This is a genomic window from Streptomyces sp. NBC_01723 (assembly GCF_036246005.1).
Lineage (GTDB): Bacteria > Actinomycetota > Actinomycetes > Streptomycetales > Streptomycetaceae > Streptomyces.
Window position 1 is genome coordinate 5,121,633 of the sequence record NZ_CP109171.1, and the last position, 21,365, is coordinate 5,142,997.

22 protein-coding genes are annotated in these 21,365 nt (G+C 72.4%); 11 read left to right on the forward strand and 11 right to left on the reverse strand.

Annotation, left to right across the window (positions count from 1 at the left end; genetic code table 11):
* The first annotated feature begins 131 nt into the window (after positions 1 to 131).
* Entirely contained in the window at positions 132 to 644 is a 513-nt protein-coding gene (gene msrA, locus OIE75_RS23885) for a peptide-methionine (S)-S-oxide reductase MsrA (RefSeq protein WP_125492241.1), read from the forward strand.
* Between the two features lie 71 nt (positions 645 to 715).
* Here the strand turns inward: msrA and OIE75_RS23890 are convergent, their stop codons facing one another.
* Positions 716 to 1,834: a hypothetical protein gene (locus OIE75_RS23890; RefSeq protein WP_307014833.1), complete on the reverse strand. Its 1,119-nt coding sequence runs from the start codon at positions 1,832 to 1,834 to the stop codon at positions 716 to 718.
* A gap of 96 nt (positions 1,835 to 1,930) precedes the next feature.
* Between OIE75_RS23890 and OIE75_RS23895 the strand changes: the two genes are divergently transcribed.
* Positions 1,931 to 3,085 (forward strand): cystathionine gamma-synthase, encoded by a 1,155-nt coding sequence (locus OIE75_RS23895; RefSeq protein WP_307014834.1) that lies wholly within the window; start codon positions 1,931 to 1,933, stop codon positions 3,083 to 3,085.
* Between the two features lie 16 nt (positions 3,086 to 3,101).
* Here the strand turns inward: OIE75_RS23895 and OIE75_RS23900 are convergent, their stop codons facing one another.
* The 3 genes from OIE75_RS23900 to OIE75_RS23910 all read right to left on the reverse strand — a co-directional run bounded on the left by OIE75_RS23900 (position 3,102) and on the right by OIE75_RS23910 (position 4,790).
* A complete protein-coding gene (locus OIE75_RS23900) occupies positions 3,102 to 3,359 on the reverse strand; it encodes a hypothetical protein (protein WP_307014836.1) in 258 nt (85 codons plus the stop codon).
* 307 nt (positions 3,360 to 3,666) lie between these two features.
* Positions 3,667 to 4,173 (reverse strand): sigma factor-like helix-turn-helix DNA-binding protein, encoded by a 507-nt coding sequence (locus OIE75_RS23905; protein ID WP_329472084.1) that lies wholly within the window; start codon positions 4,171 to 4,173, stop codon positions 3,667 to 3,669.
* Between the two features lie 110 nt (positions 4,174 to 4,283).
* The gene (locus OIE75_RS23910) at positions 4,284 to 4,790 is read right to left on the reverse strand and encodes a MarR family winged helix-turn-helix transcriptional regulator (protein WP_307014839.1); all 507 of its coding nucleotides are present in this window, start codon (positions 4,788 to 4,790) and stop codon (positions 4,284 to 4,286) included.
* Between the two features lie 162 nt (positions 4,791 to 4,952).
* Here OIE75_RS23910 and ilvA point away from each other — a divergent pair, with 162 nt between their 5' ends.
* The 3 genes from ilvA to OIE75_RS23925 all read left to right on the forward strand — a co-directional run bounded on the left by ilvA (position 4,953) and on the right by OIE75_RS23925 (position 8,311).
* Entirely contained in the window at positions 4,953 to 6,182 is a 1,230-nt protein-coding gene (gene ilvA / locus OIE75_RS23915; RefSeq protein WP_234955082.1) for a threonine ammonia-lyase, read from the forward strand.
* Between the two features lie 255 nt (positions 6,183 to 6,437).
* Complete coding sequence (locus tag OIE75_RS23920; RefSeq protein ID WP_329472085.1) at positions 6,438 to 7,457, forward strand: ATP-binding cassette domain-containing protein; 1,020 nt, start codon at positions 6,438 to 6,440, stop codon at positions 7,455 to 7,457.
* The gene (locus tag OIE75_RS23925) at positions 7,454 to 8,311 is read left to right on the forward strand and encodes an ABC transporter permease (RefSeq protein WP_329472086.1); all 858 of its coding nucleotides are present in this window, start codon (positions 7,454 to 7,456) and stop codon (positions 8,309 to 8,311) included. Before OIE75_RS23920 ends, OIE75_RS23925 begins: the two co-directional genes overlap by 4 nt.
* 84 nt (positions 8,312 to 8,395) lie before the next feature.
* On the opposite strand, the gene greA is transcribed toward OIE75_RS23925, so the two are convergent.
* A complete protein-coding gene (greA, locus tag OIE75_RS23930; protein WP_125492249.1) occupies positions 8,396 to 8,893 on the reverse strand; it encodes a transcription elongation factor GreA in 498 nt (165 codons plus the stop codon).
* Positions 8,894 to 9,073: 180 nt separating this feature from the next.
* Positions 9,074 to 9,472, reverse strand: coding sequence for a DUF4307 domain-containing protein (locus OIE75_RS23935; RefSeq protein ID WP_122615958.1), 399 nt, complete (start codon positions 9,470 to 9,472; stop codon positions 9,074 to 9,076).
* 146 nt (positions 9,473 to 9,618) lie between these two features.
* Between OIE75_RS23935 and mca the strand changes: the two genes are divergently transcribed.
* Complete coding sequence (gene mca / locus OIE75_RS23940) at positions 9,619 to 10,479, forward strand: mycothiol conjugate amidase Mca (protein WP_307018111.1); 861 nt, start codon at positions 9,619 to 9,621, stop codon at positions 10,477 to 10,479.
* Positions 10,472 to 10,714: a hypothetical protein gene (locus tag OIE75_RS23945; RefSeq protein ID WP_307014843.1), complete on the forward strand. Its 243-nt coding sequence runs from the start codon at positions 10,472 to 10,474 to the stop codon at positions 10,712 to 10,714. Before mca ends, OIE75_RS23945 begins: the two co-directional genes overlap by 8 nt.
* Before the next feature lie 26 nt (positions 10,715 to 10,740).
* Here the strand turns inward: OIE75_RS23945 and OIE75_RS23950 are convergent, their stop codons facing one another.
* Both OIE75_RS23950 and OIE75_RS23955 read right to left on the reverse strand, forming a co-directional pair.
* The gene (locus OIE75_RS23950; protein WP_329472088.1) at positions 10,741 to 13,950 is read right to left on the reverse strand and encodes a tetratricopeptide repeat protein; all 3,210 of its coding nucleotides are present in this window, start codon (positions 13,948 to 13,950) and stop codon (positions 10,741 to 10,743) included.
* A 227-nt stretch (positions 13,951 to 14,177) separates the two neighbouring features.
* The gene (locus OIE75_RS23955; RefSeq protein ID WP_307014846.1) at positions 14,178 to 14,906 is read right to left on the reverse strand and encodes a TetR/AcrR family transcriptional regulator; all 729 of its coding nucleotides are present in this window, start codon (positions 14,904 to 14,906) and stop codon (positions 14,178 to 14,180) included.
* 90 nt (positions 14,907 to 14,996) lie between these two features.
* On the opposite strand from OIE75_RS23955, the gene OIE75_RS23960 reads away from it, so the two are divergent.
* A complete protein-coding gene (locus OIE75_RS23960; protein ID WP_329472089.1) occupies positions 14,997 to 15,857 on the forward strand; it encodes an SDR family oxidoreductase in 861 nt (286 codons plus the stop codon).
* Positions 15,858 to 15,866: 9 nt separating this feature from the next.
* Here OIE75_RS23960 and OIE75_RS23965 read toward each other — a convergent pair whose 3' ends face one another.
* Entirely contained in the window at positions 15,867 to 16,070 is a 204-nt protein-coding gene (locus OIE75_RS23965) for a hypothetical protein (RefSeq protein WP_329472090.1), read from the reverse strand.
* 269 nt (positions 16,071 to 16,339) lie between these two features.
* Between OIE75_RS23965 and OIE75_RS23970 the strand changes: the two genes are divergently transcribed.
* Both OIE75_RS23970 and OIE75_RS23975 read left to right on the forward strand, forming a co-directional pair.
* A complete protein-coding gene (locus OIE75_RS23970; protein WP_307018113.1) occupies positions 16,340 to 18,367 on the forward strand; it encodes a thioredoxin domain-containing protein in 2,028 nt (675 codons plus the stop codon).
* Between the two features lie 177 nt (positions 18,368 to 18,544).
* On the forward strand, positions 18,545 to 19,738 hold the full coding sequence (locus OIE75_RS23975) for a glycosyltransferase family 2 protein (protein WP_329472091.1): 1,194 nt from the start codon (positions 18,545 to 18,547) through the stop codon (positions 19,736 to 19,738).
* Between the two features lie 34 nt (positions 19,739 to 19,772).
* Here the strand turns inward: OIE75_RS23975 and OIE75_RS23980 are convergent, their stop codons facing one another.
* Entirely contained in the window at positions 19,773 to 20,108 is a 336-nt protein-coding gene (locus tag OIE75_RS23980; RefSeq protein ID WP_329472092.1) for an EthD domain-containing protein, read from the reverse strand.
* 67 nt (positions 20,109 to 20,175) lie between these two features.
* On the opposite strand from OIE75_RS23980, the gene OIE75_RS23985 reads away from it, so the two are divergent.
* Positions 20,176 to 20,544 (forward strand): MerR family transcriptional regulator, encoded by a 369-nt coding sequence (locus OIE75_RS23985; protein WP_329472093.1) that lies wholly within the window; start codon positions 20,176 to 20,178, stop codon positions 20,542 to 20,544.
* Positions 20,545 to 20,605: 61 nt separating this feature from the next.
* On the opposite strand, the gene OIE75_RS23990 is transcribed toward OIE75_RS23985, so the two are convergent.
* Entirely contained in the window at positions 20,606 to 21,340 is a 735-nt protein-coding gene (locus OIE75_RS23990) for a Mut7-C RNAse domain-containing protein (protein ID WP_329472094.1), read from the reverse strand.
* Positions 21,341 to 21,365: the final 25 nt, after the last annotated feature.

A 21,365-nucleotide genomic window follows, 5' to 3' on the forward strand; every position in this document is an offset into this window, starting at 1 on the left:
GGAGCGGGAGGCCGGGCCGGTGGGCCTGGAATCGCCGGGTGCCCTCAGGTGTTGCACGGGAAGGGCAAGGGTGGCCGGTGTGTGTGCCGGGTGGCCCGAGTGATCTAGATGACTGGTATTGGAGGGCCACCATGGCTGCGCAGACACAGAGGGCCGTGCTCGCGGGCGGATGCTTCTGGGGGATGGAGGAGCTGATCCGCCGGCTTCCCGGCGTCACCGCGACCCGGGTCGGTTACACCGGGGGAGACGTGCCGAACGCGACGTATCGCAACCACGGCACCCACGCGGAGGCCATCGAGATCCTCTACGACCCGGAGCAGACCGACTACCGCGCGCTGCTGGAGTTCTTCTTCCAGATCCACGACCCGAGCACCAAGAACCGCCAGGGCAACGACATCGGTCTCAGCTACCGCTCGGCGATCTACTACGTCGACGACGAGCAGAAGCGGATCGCCGAGGACACGATCGCGGACGTGGACGCCTCCGGCCTGTGGCCCGGCAAGGTCGTCACCGAGGTGGAGCCGGTCGGGCCCTTCTGGGAGGCCGAGCCCGAGCACCAGGACTACCTGCAGCGCTACCCCGACGGGTACACCTGCCACTTCCCGCGGCCGGGGTGGCGGCTGCCGGTGCGCGCCGACGGATGACCGGTTGAGCGAGTGAGTGGTTGAGCGGTCGGCAGCCCGGTCCTCCAGTCAGGGGGCCGGGCTGCCGACTGTCACTGGGGAAGGGTCGCCGGGCTGCCGCCGTTCGCCTCGTAGCCCGCCACCGCGAGTGCGCGGTAGACCGCGAACTCCGCCGCCGGGTCGCTGGACAGGGTCCAGGGCAGGGCGCCGACGTGGCCGTCGATCACTATCAGCTGGTTCATGGCCTCGGCCCAGCGCTCGCCGCGGACCAGGAAGAAGACCAGCAGGTGGCGGACGTGCGCCTGCATCGGGTCGTCCGGGCGGGCCGAGTGCACCGCGTGCAGGGCGCCGTGGACGGCCTTGGTGACGACCTCGCTCTGGTAGAAGCCGCTGACCAGGTTGACCTCGGGCATGTGCTCGAAGACCGCGAAGAGCGGCATCGCCGCGAGGAGGGAACCGCGCGGGGCGCGGGCCGCGGCCGCCTCAGCGAAGGAGTACGCCAGGTCGCGCGAGCCGTGCCACTTCTCGCACCAGTAGTGCAGGGCCGCCAGGTGCGCGCCCATGTGGTTCGGGGCGCGGTCCAGGATCTTCAGCCAGAGCTGTTCGAAGTCCTCGCGCGGATAGCCGAGGCCACGGGCCACCGACAGCTCGACGATGTACGGGACCGGGTCCCCGGGGGCCAGCAGCGCCGCCTCCGAGCAGGCCGACTTCGCCTCCTCCATGATGATCCGGAAGTCGTCCGTGCCCGGCGTCGCCGTCCGCCAGGCCTGCTGCACCAGGAACTCGGCGTGCACCGCCGCCCCGCCCGCGTCCTTCGGCGCCTCGGCCCGCCACACCCGCAGCCACTGCCCGCCCGGAGTGTCCCCGACACCGCCCGGCCGCTGCCGCAGCTCCAGCGACGCGGCACCCGCGAAGGCCTGCACCCGCTGCCAGCGCCGCTCGCTCTCCGCCTCCGTGCCCGCGAGGAGCTGCTGCGCCCCCCTGTAGTCCTGCGTGCGCTGCACCAGGTCCAGGACTTCCAGCAGGTCCTGGTCGGGTCCCGGCATGCGGATGTCCAGCTCCTCCTCCAGGGCGAAGCCGTAGTTCGCGGGGTCCGCGGCGTCCGGGTGGCCGGGGGACACCAGACCGACCGCGCCTCGCCGGCGCCGCAGAACGGGGAGCAGCACCACGCACAGCATGGCCAGTGCCATCAGGACCCAGAGAATCTCCATGTCTCAAGCGAACCAGACGCCGCCGACAATTGGCCAACCTGTCCCCCGCCCTGTGGAAAACGCGCGAAGCCCGTCGCGCCGCTACCCTCGGTGCCCATGAGCGACAGGCACATCAGTCAGCACTTCGAGACGCTCGCGATTCACGCGGGCAACACCGCCGATCCCCTGACGGGCGCGGTCGTCCCGCCGATCTATCAGGTGTCGACCTACAAGCAGGACGGCGTCGGCGGACTGCGCGGCGGCTACGAGTACAGCCGCAGCGCCAACCCGACCCGCACGGCCCTGGAGGAGAACCTCGCGGCCCTGGAGGGCGGCCGCCGCGGTCTCGCGTTCGCGTCCGGACTGGCGGCCGAGGACTGCCTGTTGCGCGCGCTGCTGCGGCCCGGCGACCACGTGGTGATCCCGAACGACGCGTACGGCGGCACGTTCCGGCTCTTCGCCAAGGTCGCCACCCGGTGGGGCGTGGAATGGTCCGTGGCCGACACGAGCGACCCCGCCGCCGTGCGGGCCGCGATCACCCCGAAGACCAAGGCCGTGTGGGTGGAGACGCCCTCCAACCCGCTGCTCGGGATCACCGACATCGCGGCCGTCGCCCAGGTCGCCCGCGACGCCGGCGCCCGGCTCGTCGTCGACAACACCTTCGCCACGCCGTACCTCCAGCAGCCGCTGGCGCTCGGCGCGGACGTCGTCGTGCACTCGCTGACCAAGTACATGGGCGGCCACTCGGACGTCGTCGGCGGCGCGCTGATCGTGAACGACCAGGAGCTGGGCGAGGAACTGGCGTTCCACCAGAACGCGATGGGCGCGGTCGCCGGGCCCTTCGACGCCTGGCTGGTGCTGCGCGGCACCAAGACCCTCGCCGTGCGCATGGACCGGCACAGCGAGAACGCGGTCAAGGTCGCCGACATGCTCTCCCGGCACGCGCGCGTGACGAGCGTCCTGTACCCGGGCCTCCCGGAGCACCCGGGGCACGAGATCGCCGCCAAGCAGATGAAGGCCTTCGGCGGCATGGTCTCGTTCCGCGTCGAGGGCGGCGAGCAGGCGGCTGTCGAGGTCTGCAACCGCGCGCAGGTGTTCACGCTCGGTGAGTCCCTGGGCGGTGTCGAGTCGCTGATCGAGCACCCCGGGCGGATGACGCACGCCTCCGCCGCGGGCTCGGCCCTGGAGGTGCCCGCCGACCTGGTGCGGCTGTCGGTCGGCATCGAGAACGTCGACGACCTGCTGGCGGACCTCCAGCAGGCCCTGGGCTAGCCCCTGGTCCAAGGGCTCACCAGCCCTCCCAGCCCGTCACCGGTGGGGTCGTCTCCGACGGCGGCTCCACCCAGGGCCGCACGGTCAGCGCCCACACGGTGAACGCCACGAGCGCGGCGCACAGCAGCAGCCACATCGCGCGGCGGGCGGCGGTCCGGTGCCGCAGCATGCGGGCGCCGCGGCGCACGGCGTCCGCGTACAGTTCCGGCGGCACGCGCGGCGGCGACTGCTCCATGATCCGCCGGGCGGCGGCCTCCCGCCGCGCGCGGTTCACCGCCCCCTCCTGACGCACCACACGCGCGTACCGGCGGCGGTCCTGCCGGACGCGTGGGACTCGCCGGGCCCGCCGGATGCCCCCGGCCTGCCGGATGGGCCGGTCGCGCCCGATCCGCCGGTCGCGCCGGAGCCGCGGGAAGAGGCGGACGCACCCGATCCGCCCGCCCCGTCGCACCACCCCGCCCCGTCGGGCCCGCAGGCCGTTCCCGCCCCGCCGGGCCCGCAGGCCGTTCCCGCCCCGCCGGGCCCGCAGGCCGTTCCCGCCCCGCCGGGCCCGCAGGCCGTTCCCGCCCCGCCCACGCGCCTCACGGCGTAACCGCCTTCGCCTTCGCCTCCACCGGGCGGACCGGTGTGACGGGCGGGCGCAGCAGGGTGGCCGTCGCCCGGTCGCAGATCGTGCGTACGCGCTCCACGGGCAGGCCGAGCAGCGCGGCCGCCTGTTCCTCGGCGACACCCTCGTACAGCCTGAGGACCAGGATCAGGCGTTCCTGAGGGGTGAGCGCGCCCAGCGGTCCCACGGGTCGCCGCCGGGGCCGGACCAGGCCGCCGTGCCGGTGCCAGGCGCCGCGGGCGAAGCGGGCCGCCAGATACTGCCGGGCCCGGTCGTACGGGTCCTCGCCGTGCAGCCGGTCCCAGGACGCGTACGTGTGGGCGAGGGACAGCGACAGCAGCCGCCGCGCGCGCGGGTTGGCGTCCGGCGCCTCCCCCGTGAGCAGGGTGGCGGCATGCAGCAGCCGCCCCGCCGCGCCCGCCACGAACGCCTCGAACTCCCGGGCCCGGCGGGCATTGTGAGACACATGCCGTTCTCGCACCGCGCCTCCCGCCCAGACGGTGACGACCCCTGAGGTCTCATATCAGGCCAGGGGTGCCCCGTCGGTCAAGAGTTCGGTCCGAACCGCGCGGTAAAGCCGGGGAAGGCGCTTCAGGAGCCCGACGGCGAGTCCTGCCCCGCCATGCCCGAAGGGGCCATCCGGGCGGACAGGGCGCCGTTGAAGCGCGCGAGGAGCGCGCAGAACGCCTCGCGCTCCTCCGGCGCCCAGTCGTGGGTCAGCTCGGCCATCAGCTGACGCCGGGAGGAGCGGACCTCCTCCAGCCGCGCCTCGCCGCGCGGGGACAGCTGGAGCACCACCGCGCGTCCGTCCTCCGGGTGCGACGTCCTCTTGACCAGGCCCGTGTCCACGAGCGGAGCCACCTGACGGGTGACCGTGGAGGAGTCGATCCCCATGCTCGCGGCCAGTGCCTTCACGCCCATCGGGCCCTCTTTGTCGAGGCGGTTGAGCAGCAGGTAGGCGGCGCGGTCCATGGAGTTGCGGACCTGTCCGACCCCGCCGAGCCGGGTCTGTTCGGCACGACGGGCGAAGAGCGCGACCTCGTGCTGGAGCGTCTCGAGAAGACCGGGGTCACCGGCGGTCGTCATGTCCATCGACATTTCAGGTGTTGTGGGCATGGCCGGGGGCTCACTTCGTGGAGGGCTGCTAATTGGGGGACAGGGTACGCGGCCGGGGGGCAGGGCGTACCAGCGCTGCGCAAAGCGGGTCTCGGAGGTTGGTCACAACGGCCCCGGGCCCCCGTGAACTGCGATGCTGGAGGCATGAGCTACAGCACGGCCGCCCTCGTCGGACCCGTCACCCTCGACGACGTGCGCGGAGCGCAGAAGATGCTCTCGGGTGTGGCGCGGGTGACGGCGATGGAGGGCAGCAGACACCTGTCCCAGCTGGTCGGCTCGCCGGTGCACCTCAAGTGCGAGAACCTCCAGCGGACGGGCTCGTTCAAACTGCGCGGCGCCTACGTCCGGATCGCCGGGCTGCTCCCCGAGCAGCGGGCCGCCGGGGTGGTCGCGGCGAGCGCCGGCAACCACGCGCAGGGCGTGGCCCTGGCGTCGTCGCTGCTCGGTGTGCGTTCGACGGTGTTCATGCCGAAGGGTGCCCCGCTGCCGAAGATCAGCGCGACCCGGGACTACGGAGCCGAGGTGCGCCTGCACGGCCAGGTGGTCGACGAGACGCTGGCCGCGGCGCAGGAGTACGCGGAGCGGACCGGCGCGGTGTTCATCCACCCCTTCGACCACCCCGACGTCATCGCGGGCCAGGGGACGGTCGGGTTGGAGATCCTGGAGCAGTGCCCCGAGGTGCGGACCGTCGTGGTCGGGATCGGCGGGGGAGGGCTGGTGGCCGGCATCGCGGTCGCCGTGAAGGCGCTGCGGCCGGACGTGCGGATCGTGGGCGTGCAGGCGGAGGGCGCGGCGGCGTATCCGCCCTCGCTGGCCGCCGGGCGTCCGGTGGCGGTCGACCACCCGGTGACGATGGCCGACGGCATCAAGGTGGGGCGGCCGGGCGACGTGCCGTTCGGCATCGTCGGCGAGTTGGTGGACGAGGTCCGCACGGTCTCGGAGGACGAGCTGTCCACGGCTCTGCTGCTCTGCCTGGAGCGGGCCAAGCTCGTCGTGGAGCCGGCCGGGGCGAGTCCGGTGGCGGCGCTGCTCAGCGATCCCGGGTCGTTCGAGGGCCCCGTCGTGGCGGTGCTGTCCGGGGGCAACGTGGACCCCGTGCTGATGCAGGGCGTGCTGCGGCACGGCATGGCCGCCCAGGGCCGCTACCTGGCGGTCCGGCTGCGGCTGACCGACCGTCCCGGCGCCCTGGCCACGCTTCTCGGGGTGTTGTCAGTGGTCGACGCTAACGTCCTCGATGTGAGCCACGTACGGACCGATCCCCGGCTCGGGCTCACGGAGGCGGAGGTCGAGCTGCACCTGGAGACGAAGGGCCCGGAGCACTGCGCCGAGGTCGGCAGGGCGCTGCGGGAGGCCGGCTACCCCGTCATCGGCTGAGACGGATCCTGGAACCGGCGGATCCTGGAACCGGCGGATCCCGGAACCGGGGGGGCGGGGGGGCCGGAACCGGGGGGCCGAGGATCCGGGAACCGGGATCCGGAAGGGCCGGCCACCACTTGTCACTCGTTCGTGTAAGTAGATTGTGAGACGCGATACATCGCGTTATGGTGTGTTTCGTAATTCGCTCGCTGAGCGCGGCGAAATCCATAAACCTAGGCTTTCCGAAGCATCCCCGACGACGTGGAGACTCATATGCCAGGCGCCATCTATGCCGAAGGCCTGGTCAAGACTTTCGGTGACGTAAGGGCTCTGGACGGCGTCGACCTGGACGTTCCCGAGGGCACGGTCCTGGGCCTGCTCGGGCCGAACGGCGCGGGCAAGACCACCGCCGTCCGCTGCCTCACGACGCTGTTGCGCCCCGACAGCGGCAGGGCGGTCGTCGCGGGCATCGACGTGCTCAAGCAGCCCAACGACGTCCGGCGTTCCATCGGCCTCTCCGGCCAGTTCGCCGCGGTCGACGAGTACCTGACCGGCCGGGAGAACCTCCAGATGGTCGGCCAGCTCTACCAGATGCGGTCCAAGGCCGCGAAGGCCAGGGCCGTCGAGCTGCTGGAGCAGTTCCACCTCACGGACGCCGCCGACCGTCCCACGAAGACCTACTCCGGAGGCATGCGCCGCCGGCTCGACCTGGCGGCGGCCCTGGTGGTCTCCCCGCCCGTCATGTTCATGGACGAACCGACCACCGGCCTCGACCCGCGCAACCGCCAGGAGCTGTGGGAGGTCATCAAGCAGCTGGTCTCCGGCGGTACGACCCTGCTGCTGACCACGCAGTATCTGGAGGAGGCCGACCACCTCGCGCACGACATCGCGGTGGTCGACCACGGCCGCGTCATCGCCCGCGGCACCTCCGACCAGCTCAAGGCCCGCACCGGCGGAGAGCGCGTCGAGGTCGTCGTCCACGAGCGCGACCACATGGGGACGGCCGCCGAGGTGCTCGCCGGATTCGGCAAGGGCTCGACCAGCGTCGAGGAGCACACCCGGAAGCTCACCGTCCCCGTCACCGGCGGCGCGAAGCTGCTCGCCGAGGTCATCCGCGAGCTGGACGTCCGCGGCATCGAGATCGACGACATCGGACTGCGCCGCCCCACCCTGGACGACGTCTTCCTCTCCCTCACCGGCCACGTGGCCGAGGCCGAGGCCGAGAACGAGGGCGACGACCAGGACCCGACGGCCGACGCCGGCCACAAGGACAAGAAGGAGGCCGCCAAGTGAGCGCCGCCACCGAAGCCACGCCGGCCGGGGCAAGCACCAACCCCGTCGGGGCGTCCATCAGGGACTCCCTGGTCATCGCCCGGAGAAACCTGATCCGGATGACCCGGATCCCGGAGATGGTCCTGTTCGGGGTCATCCAGCCGGTGATGTTCGTGGTCCTCTTCACGTACGTCTTCGGCGGCTCCCTGCAGATCGGGAACACCACCGACGCGGACGTCTACAAGGACTTCCTGATGGCCGGCATCTTCGCGCAGACCGTCACCTTCGCCACGGCGGGATCGGCCGCGGGCATCGCCGACGACATGCAGAAGGGACTGGTCGACCGCTTCCGCTCCCTGCCGATGGCCCGCGGCGCGGTGCTCACCGGCCGGACCGTCGCCGACCTGGTGCAGACGGCGATCACCCTGCTCGTCCTCGCGATCGTCGCGCTGATCGTGGGCTGGCGCACCGGCTCCGCCGAGCCGACCAACGCCGTGCGGATCCTCGCGGGCTTCGGCCTGCTCCTGCTCCTGGGATACGCCTTCACCTGGATCGGAGCGCTGATCGGGCTCTCCGTACGCACCCCGGAGGCGGCGACCTCGGGAGGGATCATCTGGCTGTTCCCGGTGACGTTCGTGTCGAACGCCTTCGTGGACTCCAGCCAGATGACCCCCTGGCTCCGGCACATCGCCGAGTGGAACCCGTTCAGCGCCACCGTGCAGGCCTGCCGCGAGCTGTTCGGCAACCCCGGCGTCGTGCAGTCGGACGCCTGGCCCATGCAGCATCCCGTCTGGGCGTCGGTGATGTGGTCCGTCCTGATCATCGCGGTCTTCCGGACCCTGTCGGTGCGCAAGTACCGCTCGGCCGCCTCATGACGAGGAGCCCCCGGCGTCACCAGGACACCGGGGGCTCTTCCACGACAGGCGGCCGGGCACACCGGCCAGGCTCCGCCGGACGGATCAGCCGTCGTACGGCTCGGCCTTGAGGATCTTCACGGAGGCCGGCTTGCCGTTGGGCAGCTCGTACTGCGCGTCCTCGCCGACCTTGTGGCCGATGACGCCCGAGCCCAGCGGGGACTGCGGCGAGTAGGTCTCGATGTCCGAGCTCGCGTACTCGCGCGAGGCGAGCAGGAAGGTCAGGGTGTCGTCCTCGTCGCCGTCGAACGCGATCGTGACGACCATGCCGGGGGCCACCGCGCCGTTCGCGGCCGGGGCCTCGCCAACCTTGGCGCTTTCGAGCAGCTGGGTCAGCTGGCGCACGCGGAGCTCCTGCTTGCCCTGCTCCTCCTTCGCCGCGTGGTACCCGCCGTTCTCACGGAGGTCACCCTCCTCACGGGCCGCGGCGATCTTGGCAGAGATCTCGGTGCGCGCGGGACCAGTAAGGTATTCAAGCTCCTCCTTGAGCTTGTTGTACGCCTCCTGGGTCAGCCAGGTGACGTTCTCGCTGGTCTGGGTCACGGGTGCTCCTCGTTGGTACTGGGAATACAAATCAACGCCCTACCCAGAAGGATGTTCCTTCACGGAAGGGCGAAACCACGAGCCTAACAATTCAGTGGCCAAAGGGGGAGGACATAAGCCGCCAGATTCCTGTCATCGCAGGTGGGAGCCCATGGATTCGCGCTGACGTTCGCCGTCAGGTCACTCCGGGTGGCAGCCGAGCAGCTCGGCCGTCGTGCCCGCGGCCTTCGTCCGCAGCGTGACGACCTTGTCGATGCGCGTGCCGTCTCCGTCGAAGCGGAAGTCGGCGCGGCCGACCTCGTCGCCGTCCTCCGCCTGGGAGCGCACCGTGCAGTAGCCGGTGACACCGGCATCCTTGCGGACCTCCAGGTGCACCTGCACCGAGTCCTCGGCGAGCTCGAAGCCGATCAGCTCGCCACTGATCTTGTTCTGACCGACATAGTGGTAGCCGAACCAGCCGATCACGGCGAGCAGGACGGCACCGAGCACGGCGCCGACGACCTTGAGCGTGCGGTCGGCCTGTTCGTCCGAGGAACGGCCGTAGCGGCCCTCGGGCCTGCGCGTCGTGGCCGTGCTCATGATCGTCCTCTCGGCAGGAGCCGGTCTTCCCGGGCCCCGGAATTATTCGGCTCCCGATTCGGTCACTATAGAAGCCTCCGATTGCGCCGATGCACACGGGCGCCGACTGACCCGAGGATTGAGTCTTGACTGACCAGCTGCGACTGATGGCCGTCCATGCCCACCCCGACGACGAGTCGAGCAAGGGCGCGGCCACCATGGCGAAGTACGTGTCCGAGGGGGTGGACGTGCTGGTGGTGACCTGCACGGGCGGGGAACGCGGCTCCATCCTCAACCCCAAGCTCCAGGGTGACCCGTACATCGAGGAGAACATCCACGAGGTGCGCAGGAAGGAGATGGACGAGGCCCGGGAGATCCTGGGCGTCAAGCAGGAGTGGCTCGGCTTCGTCGACTCCGGCCTGCCCGAGGGCGACCCGCTGCCGCCGCTGCCGGACGGCTGCTTCGCCCTGGAGGACGTCGACAAGGCGGCCGGTGAGCTGGTGCGGAAGATCCGCTCCTTCCGGCCGCAGGTGATCACCACCTACGACGAGAACGGCGGGTACCCGCACCCCGACCACATCATGACCCACAAGATCACGATGGTGGCGTTCGAGGGCGCGGCCGACACCGAGAAGTACCCGGAGGCCGAGTACGGCACGGCGTACCAGCCGGTGAAGGTGTACTACAACCAGGGCTTCAACCGCCCCCGCACCGAGGCGCTGCACCACGCGATGCTGGACCGCGGTCTCGAGTCGCCCTACGGGGACTGGCTCAAGCGGTGGTCGGAGTTCGAGCGCAAGGAGCGCACGCTCACCACGCACGTGCCCTGCGCGGACTTCTTCGAGATCCGTGACAAGGCGCTGATCGCCCACGCCACGCAGATCGACCCCGACGGGGGCTGGTTCCGGGTGCCGATGGAGCTCCAGAGGGAGGTCTGGCCCACGGAGGAGTACGAGCTGGCGAAGTCCCTCGTCGATACTTCCCTCCCCGAGGACGACCTCTTCGCGGGCGTCCGGGACAATGCCTGACATGAGTGCAAGCGCAAGCCTGGCAATGACGCACCTCGTCACCCTCGCCGAACTCGACGAGGACAAGGTCACCCCCGGCGTCCTCGGCTTCATCGTCTTCGCGGTGATGGCCCTGGCGGTGTGGGCCCTGATGAAGTCCATGACCCGCCACATGGGCAAGGTCGACTTCAAGGAGGCCCCGGACCCCGAGACCGGGGCCGACCGCGGCGAGCAGGCGAAGCCCAGGCAGGGCTAGCGACGGCCGGGGGGCGGCACCCCCGGTCACGAGCGGGCCGTCACCGCCACCCCCATGACCTCCCGGGCCTGGCGGTTCGGGACCATGCCCAGGCGCCAGGCCTGCCAGCCGGACTCCAGCTGGACGCCGCGTTCCAGGAGCAGCTGGTACGCGTCGACGTACTCGTCGAGCTTCGTGTCCCGCGCCGGGTGTCCGGCCCGGGACAGCTGGGCCAGCTCCTCCTGCGCCACCGCCGTGCCGACCTCCACTCCGCCCGGGGCCGCGTACGGCAGCAGCGTGCAGCGCAGGAATCGGGCCCAGTCCTCGCCGCGCCGGTCGCCGTACGCGGCGAACAGGGCGGCGGCCTCGTCGCACAGGCCCAGTGCCTGCGGCGTACGGGCGTTGCCCGCGTCCACCACCGCCAGCTCAAGGCAGGTCCACGCCTCGCCGTGGCCGACGCCGATGCGCTGGAAGTCGGCGCGCGCGTCCACCAGGAGCTGCCGGGCGAAGCCGGAGTTGCGCAGCGAGCCGGTCTGCGCGGCCCGCTGGTCGCGGGTGACCCGCGCCGAGTGGTGCCGGGCGCAGGCCAGGCCGTACACGTCCCGCATCCGGGAGAACATGGTGCGCGAGCGTTCCAGCTCGCGCACCGACTGGTCCAGGTCGCCCGTCTCCTCCAGCGCCTGGCCCACGTAGTAGACCGTCCACGCCTCGCCGCGGGCGTCCTCGTTGTCCCGGTGCCGGGCCGCGGCGCGCCGCAGCTCGTCGAGCGCCTCGGAGGCCTCCCCGTCCACCAGCCGGGCCCGCGCCAGCTGGGTCAGCGCCCACGCCTCGCCGCGGGCGTCCTGGGTCCGGCCGTACAGCTCAAGGGCCGCACGCAGGTCCGACTCCGCGCGCGGTACGTCGCCCATGCGCAGGTGCAGCTGCCCGAGCTGGAAGTGGGCCCACGCCTGGCCGTGCAGCGACTCGCCCGCCCGGTGCAGTACCAGTGACTCGGTGAGCAGGTCCAGGGCCTCCGCCAGCCGGGCCCGGTCGCGCTGCACCGCCGCCAGCGCGTGCAGCGTCCACGCCCGGTCCGTGTCCAGCTCGGGCGAGGCCTGGAGGTCGAGCGCCTCCCGCAGCTTCGCCGCCGCGTCGGTCAGGTTGCCCTGGTGGTGCAGCGTGATGCCCAGCGAGCACAGGGCACGGGCCGCGCCCGCGTCGTGATGCGCCTCCCGGTACAGGTCGACCACGGAGGCCAGCGTGGTGCGCGCCTTGTCCAGCTCGCCGAGCTGCCGGGCCGCGATGCCGGTGCGCCACTGCACCGAGCGCACCAGCAGCCCCTGGTCCACGGACTGCGCCAGCTCGCTGATCTCACCCAGCCGGTAGAGGTCGCCGCGCAGCAGGCAGTAGTCGCACAGCGCGCCCAGCAGGTTCAGCACCGCGCCCTGGTCGACGCCCTCCGCGTGTCTGAGCGCCGCCGTGATGAAGCTGGACTCGTCGTCGAGCCAGCGCAGCGCCTCGTCCAGGGACGTGAAGCCGTACTGCCCGAACTGGTTCGAGCGGGTCGACATGTTGCCGTCGACCAGGCGCAGCACCGAGTCCGCCAGCTCGCCGTAGTTGGCGATCAGCCGTTCCTGTGCCGCCGTCCGCTCGCCGGGCTCCTCCTCGTCGGCGAGCCGGGCGCGGGCGAAGGCGCGGACGACGTCGTGCAGCCGGTAGCGGCTGCCCCGGACGTGGTCGAGCAGGCCCGCCCGGGACAGCGCCGTCAGCTGCTTGGTCGCCTCGGTCTCGTCCGTGGCCAGCAGCGCGGCGGCGGCCGCGGCCCCCATCGATGTGCGGCCCGCCAGCGCCAGCCGGCGCAGCAGCCGCCGGGCCGGCTCCGGCTGGTCGGTGTAGCGCAGCCACAGCGCGCGCTCGACCGGCTCCACCGGCCCGTACGCGCCCAGGTCGGCCGCCAGGGCGCGCGGCGAGCGCGGGCCGAGCGACGACCCGGCGACCCGCAGCGCCAGCGGCAGCCCGCCGCACAGCTCCCGGATCCGGTCGCTGGAGTCGGCGTCGTACGGCCCCGAGGCGTCCTGTGCGGCGGCGCCCAGCAGTTCCTCGGAGCCCGCCGCGTCCAGTGCCTCGACCGGCAGCGCGTACACGTGCGCGGCCAGGTCGGGCGGCAGCGCCAGCGGCCTTCGCGAGGTGACCAGCACCAGGCTGTCGGACCGCTCCGGCACCAGGGTGCGCACCTGCTCGGGGTCCGCGGCGTCGTCCAGGACCACGGTGACCGGTACGCCCGTCAGATGCTGGTGGTACAACTCGCTCAGCCGCTTGACCTGCTGGTCCGCGGAGGAACGCTCGCGGAAGAGCAGCTGTTCGCGCGGCGCCCCGAGCCGGTTGAGCAGATGCAGCAGGGCGTCCCGGGTGTTGAGCGGTGCCTCGCCCCCCGACGCGGTGCCGTCGCCGCGCAGGTCGACCAGGCAGGCCCCGCGGAAGTAGTCGCGCAGGTCGTGGACGGCGCGCACCGCGAGCGTCGTACGGCCGCTGCCGGGCGCCCCGTGCAGCACCACCACCGTCGGCTTCGTCTCGGTGCTCGCGCGGGCCGCCTGCACCCACTGCCGCAGCTGGGCCATCTCCTGCCGACGGCCGGCGAACGCCTCGTCCGGCTCGGGCAGTTGACCGAACGACTGCTCCAGCGCGCTGCGCCCCCGGGCCGCCGCGCTCTTGTCGGCGCCCCGCAGTTTCGGGCCGGTCTTGGCCGGAGCGGTGGACGCGGCGAGCATCCGCTGCTGGTCCAGGAAGGGCCGGATGCCGCGCACCTCCAGGGCGGTGAGCCACTGCAGCCGCAACTGCTCGGGCCCGCCGGGCTGGCTGACGGCACCGGCACGGTGGTGGGCGGCCGGCAGGTGGGACCCGACCACCTTCAGCACGGTGGCCGCGGCGCCGACGACGCCGACGGCCACGCCCGCGCCCACCGCGGTGCCGGTGCCGGTGCCGAGCGCCACGTCGGCCACCACCGCGGCGACCGCCGCGACGGCGGCGACCAGCAGGGGGGTGCCGGCGCCCTCACGGGCGTACCGCTGCCGGAACGTGAGCTGCCCGGCCGCCGCCTCGTCGAGGGCGTGGGTGTAGGCGTCGTACTCCTCGGCGGACGTGCCCGCCATCGAGTCCAGTGCCGCGCGGGCCCGGGAGAGCAGTACGTTCCCGTCCGTGCGTCCGCCCGACCGCCGTACCTCCTCCTCCACGGCCCGCCTCAGCAGCCCCTCGGCCTCTGCACGATGACTGTCCCGCATGTCGCGCCCCCTCCGGCGGCATCCGCGCCCTCCCGGGTGCCCCGGTGGCCCAGGATCCCCAGGGACCCTCCCGGCCCCATCCCCGGGTCCTTCCCCGGTTGTGCGTGGGTCAAGTGTGCTGCGTTGGGGTGACAGCGAGTTCAGGGTCCTCGTCGACAAGCCCTTGGTGTGAACGGCTGAGCGTCTCCGCTCAGAGTCTGGGCGTAACAAGTGCTCCTGACGTGTGATCAGGCGTGCGGAGCGCCACCGTCCGCCGCCAGGCGCGTGAGCCACTCGCGCAGCAGGCGCTGCTCGGCGTCGCTCAGGACGTCCGCGTCGTCGGGGAGGGCGGCACGCAGCGCGCGGGCAGCCGCGGCGGAGCCGGACTCCGCGGCGGGGACCGCCGGTTCGGCGCGCGTGACGGCCGCGACCATGGACTCGCGCAGGACGGTCAACAGCGCCGGGTTGCGGCGGTCCGCGGGGGTGGAGTGCCAGGTGGTGACCGCGCCCTGGCCGGTTGCCTGGATGATCTGGGCGGCCAGTTCCTCGTCGACCCGCAGCCACCCCCCGGCCGCCAGCCGGCGCACCCGCCCGTGGAGGATCTCCAGGCCCGCGCGGTGCGCCGCGTCCGATCCCCGGCCCACGGCCCGGTTCATCACCGCGAACAACTCGGGGCGGGAGACCCCGAACTCGACCACCATGTCCCAGCCGCGGCGCAGCTCCTCCACCGGGTCCTGCGGGGCGGGGTCGAGCTGTGCGCGCTTTTTCTCCAGGAACTGCGCGTAGCCGTGCTCGGCGACGGCCTCGAGGAGCCCGTCCTTGTCGCCGAAGAGGCGGTAGATCGCCGGCGGCTGCATTCCGGCCGCGGCGGCGACCGCGCGGGTGCTCACCGCGTCGGGTCCGCCGTTCTCCAGCAGCTCGACGGCCGCCTCGACGATGCGGCGACGAGGGCTGTCGGCTGAGTCACGCGTAACCATGAATCGATGGTACCGATGATCTGATTCCATCGGAATTTCCAGTGTTACCATCGTAGTGATTCCACTGGAAACACGGGTCGGGAGAACCTCATGATCATCGTGACCGGAGCCACCGGAAAGCTCGGCCGCCGCACCGTCGCGCGCCTGCTGGAGCGCGTCCCCGCCGAGCGCGTCGGCGTCAGCGTCCGCGATCCCCGCAAGGCCCAGGACCTCGCCGAGCGCGGCGTCCGTGTCCGGCAGGGGAGCTTCGACGACCCCGCCTCGCTGGTGCATGCCTTCGAGGGGGCCGAGCAGCTGCTCCTCGTCTCCCTCGACCGCATCGGCGAGGAGTGCGTCAGCGGCCATCGCACCGCCATCGACGCCGCTGTGAAGGCCGGCGTCGGCCGCATCCTCTACACCAGCCAGATGGGCGCCGCCCACGACTCCCGCTTCCAGGCCTGCCGCGACCACGCCCGGACCGAGGACCTGCTCCGCGCCACCGGTCTGCCCTGGACCGCACTGCGCAACGGCTTCTACGCGGCCAGCGCCCTGCAGTTCCTGGAATCCGCCCGCCACACCGGCGACATCGCCCTCCCCGCCGACGGCCCCGTCACGTGGACCGGCCACGACGACCTCGCCGAAGCCACTGCGGCGATCCTCCTCGAAGAGGGTCGCTTCGAGGGTCCCACCCCGCCGCTCACCGGCCCGGCGGCGCTCGACTTCGACACCGTCGCCGAGATCGCGTCCCAGGCCACCGGGAGGCCCTTCACCCGCTCGGTCGTCCCCGACGACGCCTTCCGTGAGCAGGTCCTGGCGCACGGCGCCCCGGCCCCGATCGCCGACCTGATGCTGAGCATCTTCGCCGCGGCGCGCGACGGCGAGTTCACCGCCGTCGACTCGACGCTGGCCGAACTGACCGGGCGAGAGCCCGCCCCCTTCCGCACCCAGCTGGAGCGCGCCTGGGCCGAGTAGACCCGGAGCTCACGTGGTCGGAGCATGGGTGGCGGACTCGATCAGATGGTCCACGACGTCAGTGGTCCTGTGTCGCTCCCGGTAGGCCCGCCTCTGCCGGTCGGCGTCATTTCCACCCGTGTCCAGGCGGGTGCGCGCGTCCCTCAGGAGCATCGACTCCGCTCCGTCCAGGGTGGGCAGGATCGTTTCCCGGAGCCGGCCGAGATGGGACAAAGCGACTACTCCTACGCCGCCCAACGCTTCAGCGGTCCCGCAGCACGGACTGGGCGGACACGGCACCAGCGACATGGTGCACCTGCCCACCACCGCCGACCGCGCCGCGGGAGGCCTCTACCTGACCCTCGACCCCCACCCCCGACCCCTGTCCGCGCGCTGACCGGGCCGTGTGGGCCCGCTCCTGGCCGCCACGGCCGAACGGGACCTTCCCCGGAAGTCGATCTCGCTCCTGGGCCAGACTCCCCGATCATGCGACGATGACGGGTATGAATCGCCTGGCTGATTCCCAGTCGCCCTATCTGCTCCAGCACGCCGACAACCCGGTGGACTGGTGGCCATGGGGAGAGGAGGCGATGGCGGAGGCGAGACGGCGGGACGTGCCGGTGCTGCTGAGCGTCGGCTACTCCGCGTGCCACTGGTGCCACGTGATGGCGCACGAGTCCTTCGAGGACGAGGCCACCGCCGCGTACCTCAACTCGCACTTCGTGAGCGTCAAGGTCGACCGCGAGGAGCGGCCCGACGTGGACGCCGTCTACATGGAGGCCGTGCAGGCGGCGACCGGGCAGGGCGGCTGGCCCATGACCGTCTTCCTCACGCCGGACGCCGAGCCCTTCTACTTCGGCACCTACTTCCCGCCCGAGCCCCGGCACGGGATGCCGTCCTTCCGCCAGGTGCTCCAGGGTGTCCACCAGGCCTGGGCGGAGCGGCGCGACGAGGTCACCGAGGTCGCCGGGAAGATCGTGCGGGACCTCGCCGGGCGGGACATCTCCTACGGCGACGCGCAGGCGCCCGGCGAGGAGCAGCTCGGGCAGGCGCTGCTCGGGCTGACCCGGGAGTACGACGAGCAGCGCGGCGGCTTCGGCGGGGCGCCGAAGTTCCCGCCGTCCATGGCCGTCGAGTTCCTGCTGCGCCACCACGCCCGCACCGGCGCCGAGGGCGCGTTGCAGATGGCGCGGGACACCTGCGAGCGGATGGCCCGCGGCGGCATCTACGACCAGCTGGGCGGCGGCTTCGCCCGCTACTCCGTGGACCGCGAGTGGGTCGTGCCGCACTTCGAGAAGATGCTCTACGACAACGCGCTGCTGTGCCGCGTGTACGCCCACCTCTGGCGCGCCACCGGCTCGGACCTCGCCCGCCGGGTCGCCCTGGAGACCGCCGACTTCATGGTGCGGGAACTGCGCACCGCGGAGGGCGGGTTCGCCTCCGCGCTGGACGCCGACAGCGACGACGGCACGGGCCGGCACGTCGAGGGCGCGTACTACGTGTGGACGCCCGCGCAGCTCACCGAGGTGCTCGGTGCCGAGGACGCCGAACTCGCCGCCCAGTACTTCGGCGTGACCGAGGAGGGCACCTTCGAGCACGGCGCGTCCGTGCTGCAACTGCCGCAGCAGGAGGGCGTCTTCGACGCCGCGCGGATCGCCTCGGTGCGGGAGCGGCTGCTGGCCGCGCGGGACGGCCGGGCCGCCCCCGGCCGGGACGACAAGGTGGTCGCCGCCTGGAACGGCCTCGCGATCGCCGCGCTCGCCGAGACCGGCGCCTACTTCGAGCGCCCCGACCTGGTGGAGGCCGCCGTGGCCGCCGCCGACCTGCTGGTCCGGCTGCACCTCGACGAGCAGGTCAGGCTCACCCGCACCAGCAAGGACGGCCGGGCCGGTGCCAACGCCGGGGTGCTGGAGGACTACGCCGACGTGGCGGAGGGCTTCCTCGCGCTGGCCTCGGTCACCGGTGAGGGCGTCTGGCTGGACTTCGCCGGGTTCCTGCTCGACCACGTCCTCACCCGCTTCACGGACGCCACGGGCTCCCTGTACGACACCGCCTCCGACGCGGAGCACCTGATCCGCCGCCCGCAGGACCCCACCGACAACGCGACGCCGTCGGGCTGGAGCGCCGCCGCGAACGCCCTGCTCTCCTACGCCGCCCACACCGGTTCCGAGCCGCACCGCACCGCCGCCGAGCACGCCCTCGGCGTGGTGAAGGCGCTCGGCCCGCGGGTCCCGCGCTTCGTCGGCTGGGGCCTGGCCGCCGCCGAGGCGCTGCTCGACGGGCCGCGCGAGGTCGCCGTCGTCGGACCGGACGCCGCCGACACCGCCGCGCGCGGACTGCACCGGACGGCGCTGCTGGGGACGGCGCCGGGAGCGGTCGTGGCCTTCGGCGCGGAGGGGAGCGACGAGTTCCCGCTGCTGGCCGATCGGCCGCTGGTCGGCGGGGCGGCGGCCGCGTACGTCTGCCGGAACTTCACCTGTGACGCGCCGACGACCGATCCGGAGCGGCTGCGGGCCGCGCTGAACGGCTGAGGCGGCCCGTGCGGGGGTAGACGAAGAGTGGCAGGCGGACGCGTCCGGGCCCGCGGCGGGGCGGGCCGATCCGCCCGACGTCGCGTCCGCCATGAACCTTTCGGCTCCGGCCGCCGTCTTCGGCATCGGTGCGGACCGCATCGAGATCCGCCGAACCCAGCCCTCCGGAGCCGCCCGATGAGCCACGAGTCCACCGTTCCCGGCGCGTTGGGCCGTCCGGCCGTACGTCCCTCGGAGCCGCCCGCGGTGCCGCCCGAGCCGGCCGCCGTCACCATCGTCGTACCGACCTTCAACGAGTCGGGGAACATACGGCAGCTGCTGCGGCGGACGGCCGAGTCGGTGCCGGCCCGGCTGCCCTGCGAGGTCGTCTTCGTGGACGACTCCACCGACGACACCCCGGACGTGATCCGCGCGGCGGCGCCCGACTGCCCCTTCCCGGTCACCGTGCTGCACCGGGACGAGCCGGTCGGCGGGCTGGGCGGCGCCGTCGTCGAGGGCATGCGGGCGGCCGGGGCGGACTGGATCGTCGTCATGGACGGCGACTGCCAGCACCCGCCCTCGCTCGTGCCGGAACTGGTGGCCACCGGCGAGCGGACGAAGGCCGGGCTCGTCGTCGCCTCCCGCTACACGCAGGGCGGCAGCCGCGCGGGCCTGGCCGGCGGCTACCGGGTGGCGGTCTCGCGGGCGGCGACCTGGCTGACCAAGGCGCTCTTCCCGCGCCGGCTGCGCGGTATCAGCGACCCGATGAGCGGCTTCTTCGCGATCCGCCGCGCCGAGGTCACCGCCGACGCGCTCAAGCCGCTCGGCTACAAGATCCTGCTGGAACTGGCCGTCCGCGACCGCCCCGGTACGGTCGCCGAGGTGCCGTTCGTCTTCGAGGAGCGGTTCGCCGGGGAGTCCAAGTCCACCGCGCGGGAGGGGCTGCGCTTCCTGCGCCATCTGGTCGGGCTGCGCACCGCCGCGCCGCTGGCCCGCATGATCGTGTTCGGCCTGATCGGGCTGAGCGGCTTCGTGCCGAACCTGGCCGCCCTGTGGGCGCTGACGTCGGCCGGGCTGCACTACCTGCCGGCCGAGATCGTCGCCAACCAGTTCGGCGTGGCCTGGAACTTCCTGCTGCTGGAGCGGCTGCTCTTCCACGACCGGCGACGGCACCGGCACTGGGCCGACCGCACCCTGCGCTTCGCCCTGATCGCCAACGCCGACCTGGTGCTGCGCATCCCGCTGATCGCCCTGATGGTCGGCCGGTTCGGCCTCGCCGTACTGCCGGCCACCGCCCTGGCCCTGGTCGTCACCTTCGTCCTGCGTTTCGCCGGCACGGAGGCGCTCGTCTACCTCCCGCGAGGGCGCCGCGGCGACCGGCGCCCTCGTTAGGCCGTGTCCGACCCAGGCCGTAGGAGTCGGTCCGTCAAATGACCTTCTTCTCCTCGGTGACCATCACGGCCACCGACTCCCTGTCGATGAAGCGTGCTTCGTCGGGGTTGACCAGCGTCCGGTAGTTCTCGGAGGCGAAGAAGGCGTCGTGATCCTCCCAGTTCTCGAACCAGATCTCGGTCAGGCCGTCGTAGGCCCGGGGCGGATAGTTCCCGGCGGGGACCGGGTGGGACACGGTGTACTTGCGCACGTAGCGCTCCGCCTCCGGGATGGAGGTGAACAGCGGCGCGTGCCGGTTCCGGTGGTGTTCGACGAAACGCTCGTACGACATTCCCTGGACGCGGTTGATCATGAAGATGAGCTTCAGCATGGGGTTAACCTAAAAGCTCACATCAATGTGAGGGGCAAGTGCGCCATCGGCACAGGAGGAGCTCGGCATGCGGATCGGTGAACTGTCCGCCCGGACGGGAGCCAGCCGCCGGTCGCTGCGCTACTACGAGGAGCAGGGCCTGCTCGTCAGCTCCCGCTCACCCACCGGACAGCGCCACTACGAGGACGAGCACGTGCAGCGGGTGCGCCTCATACAGGCGTTCCTGGCAGCGGGCGTGCCCAGCGGCACCATCGCCGAGATGGCGCCCTGCATGTCCGAGCCGACCGAGGACAGGGCGCGGCAGGCACTGGAGATCATGGGCCGCGAGCGGGCCCGGCTGTCCGAGGCCATCGACGGCCTCGCTGCCGCCAGGGCCGCGCTGGACGACCTCATCGAGGACAACCACACCTACCTGACACGGTCTTCAGGCGGCTGACGCGGCGCTCGACGGTGTTGCGCTGTTCGCGGCGCTTACCGGCTGATCCCAGCGAAACCGCCTAGGCCCCGCCCCGCCCGGCCTCCGTGAGGGCCCGTGCCACGATCGCCTCCAGCTGGTCGTGGTGGGCGCCCTTCCAGTACGCGCGGCCGCAGTCGCCGCACCGGGCGAACACGTCGTACGACCGCTCGGTGCCGCCCTTGAGCTGGTCGGCCACCTCGGCCTTGGTGGCCGGCGCCAAGGGGCCGTTGCACGCGGTGCACCGGGTCCACGGGCGCAGCTCGGGCCGGAACCGGGCCAGGACCTCACGGAGCTGTTCCTCGGGGCGGGTGCTGTAGACGTAGGCGCCGGCCCACAGCTCGCGGCGGCGCAGCAGGCCCCGGTCGCGGCTGAGCATGACCCGCCGCTCGGCGGCCGAAAGCGAGGCGAGGGCCGGGTCGCCGAGGTCCGCCGACTGGTACGCCGTGTCCACGCCGAGCAGCCGCAGCCGGCGGGCGAGCGTGCCGAGGTGGACGTCGAGCAGGAAGCGCAGGGGAGCGCCGGGTACCTCCTGGGGGTGCGCGACGGCCCGTACGCGCACCGACTCGCCGCCCGCCGGGACGTGTCCGGGCGGGACCTCGCGGCCGTCGACGAGGAGGGCGCCGACCTCGGTCAGGGGGACGCCGAGGGACTCGACGACGTGCCCGAGGGTGGAGACCCCGTCGGCGGTGGCGCGGGCGACCCCGGTGGGGCGGGCGCGCGGTACGAACAGGTGCAGTTCGGGAGGGAACTCGACGTGGATCTCGGAACCGTTCACCCGGTGACCTTCCTCGTGCCGCCGG

Excerpts from the sequence above, each read along its gene's own strand:
- OIE75_RS23980 (WP_329472092.1), bottom strand. The coding sequence starts at position 20,108 with ATGCTGAAGCTCATCTTCATGATCAACCGCGTCCAGGGAATGTCGTAC.
- OIE75_RS23935 (WP_122615958.1), bottom strand. The coding sequence starts at position 9,472 with ATGAGCACGGCCACGACGCGCAGGCCCGAGGGCCGCTACGGCCGTTCC.
- OIE75_RS23950 (WP_329472088.1), bottom strand. The coding sequence starts at position 13,950 with ATGCGGGACAGTCATCGTGCAGAGGCCGAGGGGCTGCTGAGGCGGGCC.
- mca (WP_307018111.1), top strand. The coding sequence starts at position 9,619 with ATGGCCGTCCATGCCCACCCCGACGACGAGTCGAGCAAGGGCGCGGCC.
- ilvA (WP_234955082.1), top strand. The coding sequence starts at position 4,953 with ATGAGCTACAGCACGGCCGCCCTCGTCGGACCCGTCACCCTCGACGAC.
- OIE75_RS23945 (WP_307014843.1), top strand. The coding sequence starts at position 10,472 with ATGCCTGACATGAGTGCAAGCGCAAGCCTGGCAATGACGCACCTCGTC.
- OIE75_RS23970 (WP_307018113.1), top strand. The coding sequence starts at position 16,340 with ATGAATCGCCTGGCTGATTCCCAGTCGCCCTATCTGCTCCAGCACGCC.
- OIE75_RS23890 (WP_307014833.1), bottom strand. The coding sequence starts at position 1,834 with ATGGAGATTCTCTGGGTCCTGATGGCACTGGCCATGCTGTGCGTGGTG.
- msrA (WP_125492241.1), top strand. The coding sequence starts at position 132 with ATGGCTGCGCAGACACAGAGGGCCGTGCTCGCGGGCGGATGCTTCTGG.
- OIE75_RS23985 (WP_329472093.1), top strand. The coding sequence starts at position 20,176 with ATGCGGATCGGTGAACTGTCCGCCCGGACGGGAGCCAGCCGCCGGTCG.
- OIE75_RS23920 (WP_329472085.1), top strand. The coding sequence starts at position 6,438 with ATGCCAGGCGCCATCTATGCCGAAGGCCTGGTCAAGACTTTCGGTGAC.
- OIE75_RS23975 (WP_329472091.1), top strand. The coding sequence starts at position 18,545 with ATGAGCCACGAGTCCACCGTTCCCGGCGCGTTGGGCCGTCCGGCCGTA.
- OIE75_RS23895 (WP_307014834.1), top strand. The coding sequence starts at position 1,931 with ATGAGCGACAGGCACATCAGTCAGCACTTCGAGACGCTCGCGATTCAC.
- OIE75_RS23960 (WP_329472089.1), top strand. The coding sequence starts at position 14,997 with ATGATCATCGTGACCGGAGCCACCGGAAAGCTCGGCCGCCGCACCGTC.
- OIE75_RS23955 (WP_307014846.1), bottom strand. The coding sequence starts at position 14,906 with ATGGTTACGCGTGACTCAGCCGACAGCCCTCGTCGCCGCATCGTCGAG.
- OIE75_RS23910 (WP_307014839.1), bottom strand. The coding sequence starts at position 4,790 with ATGTCGATGGACATGACGACCGCCGGTGACCCCGGTCTTCTCGAGACG.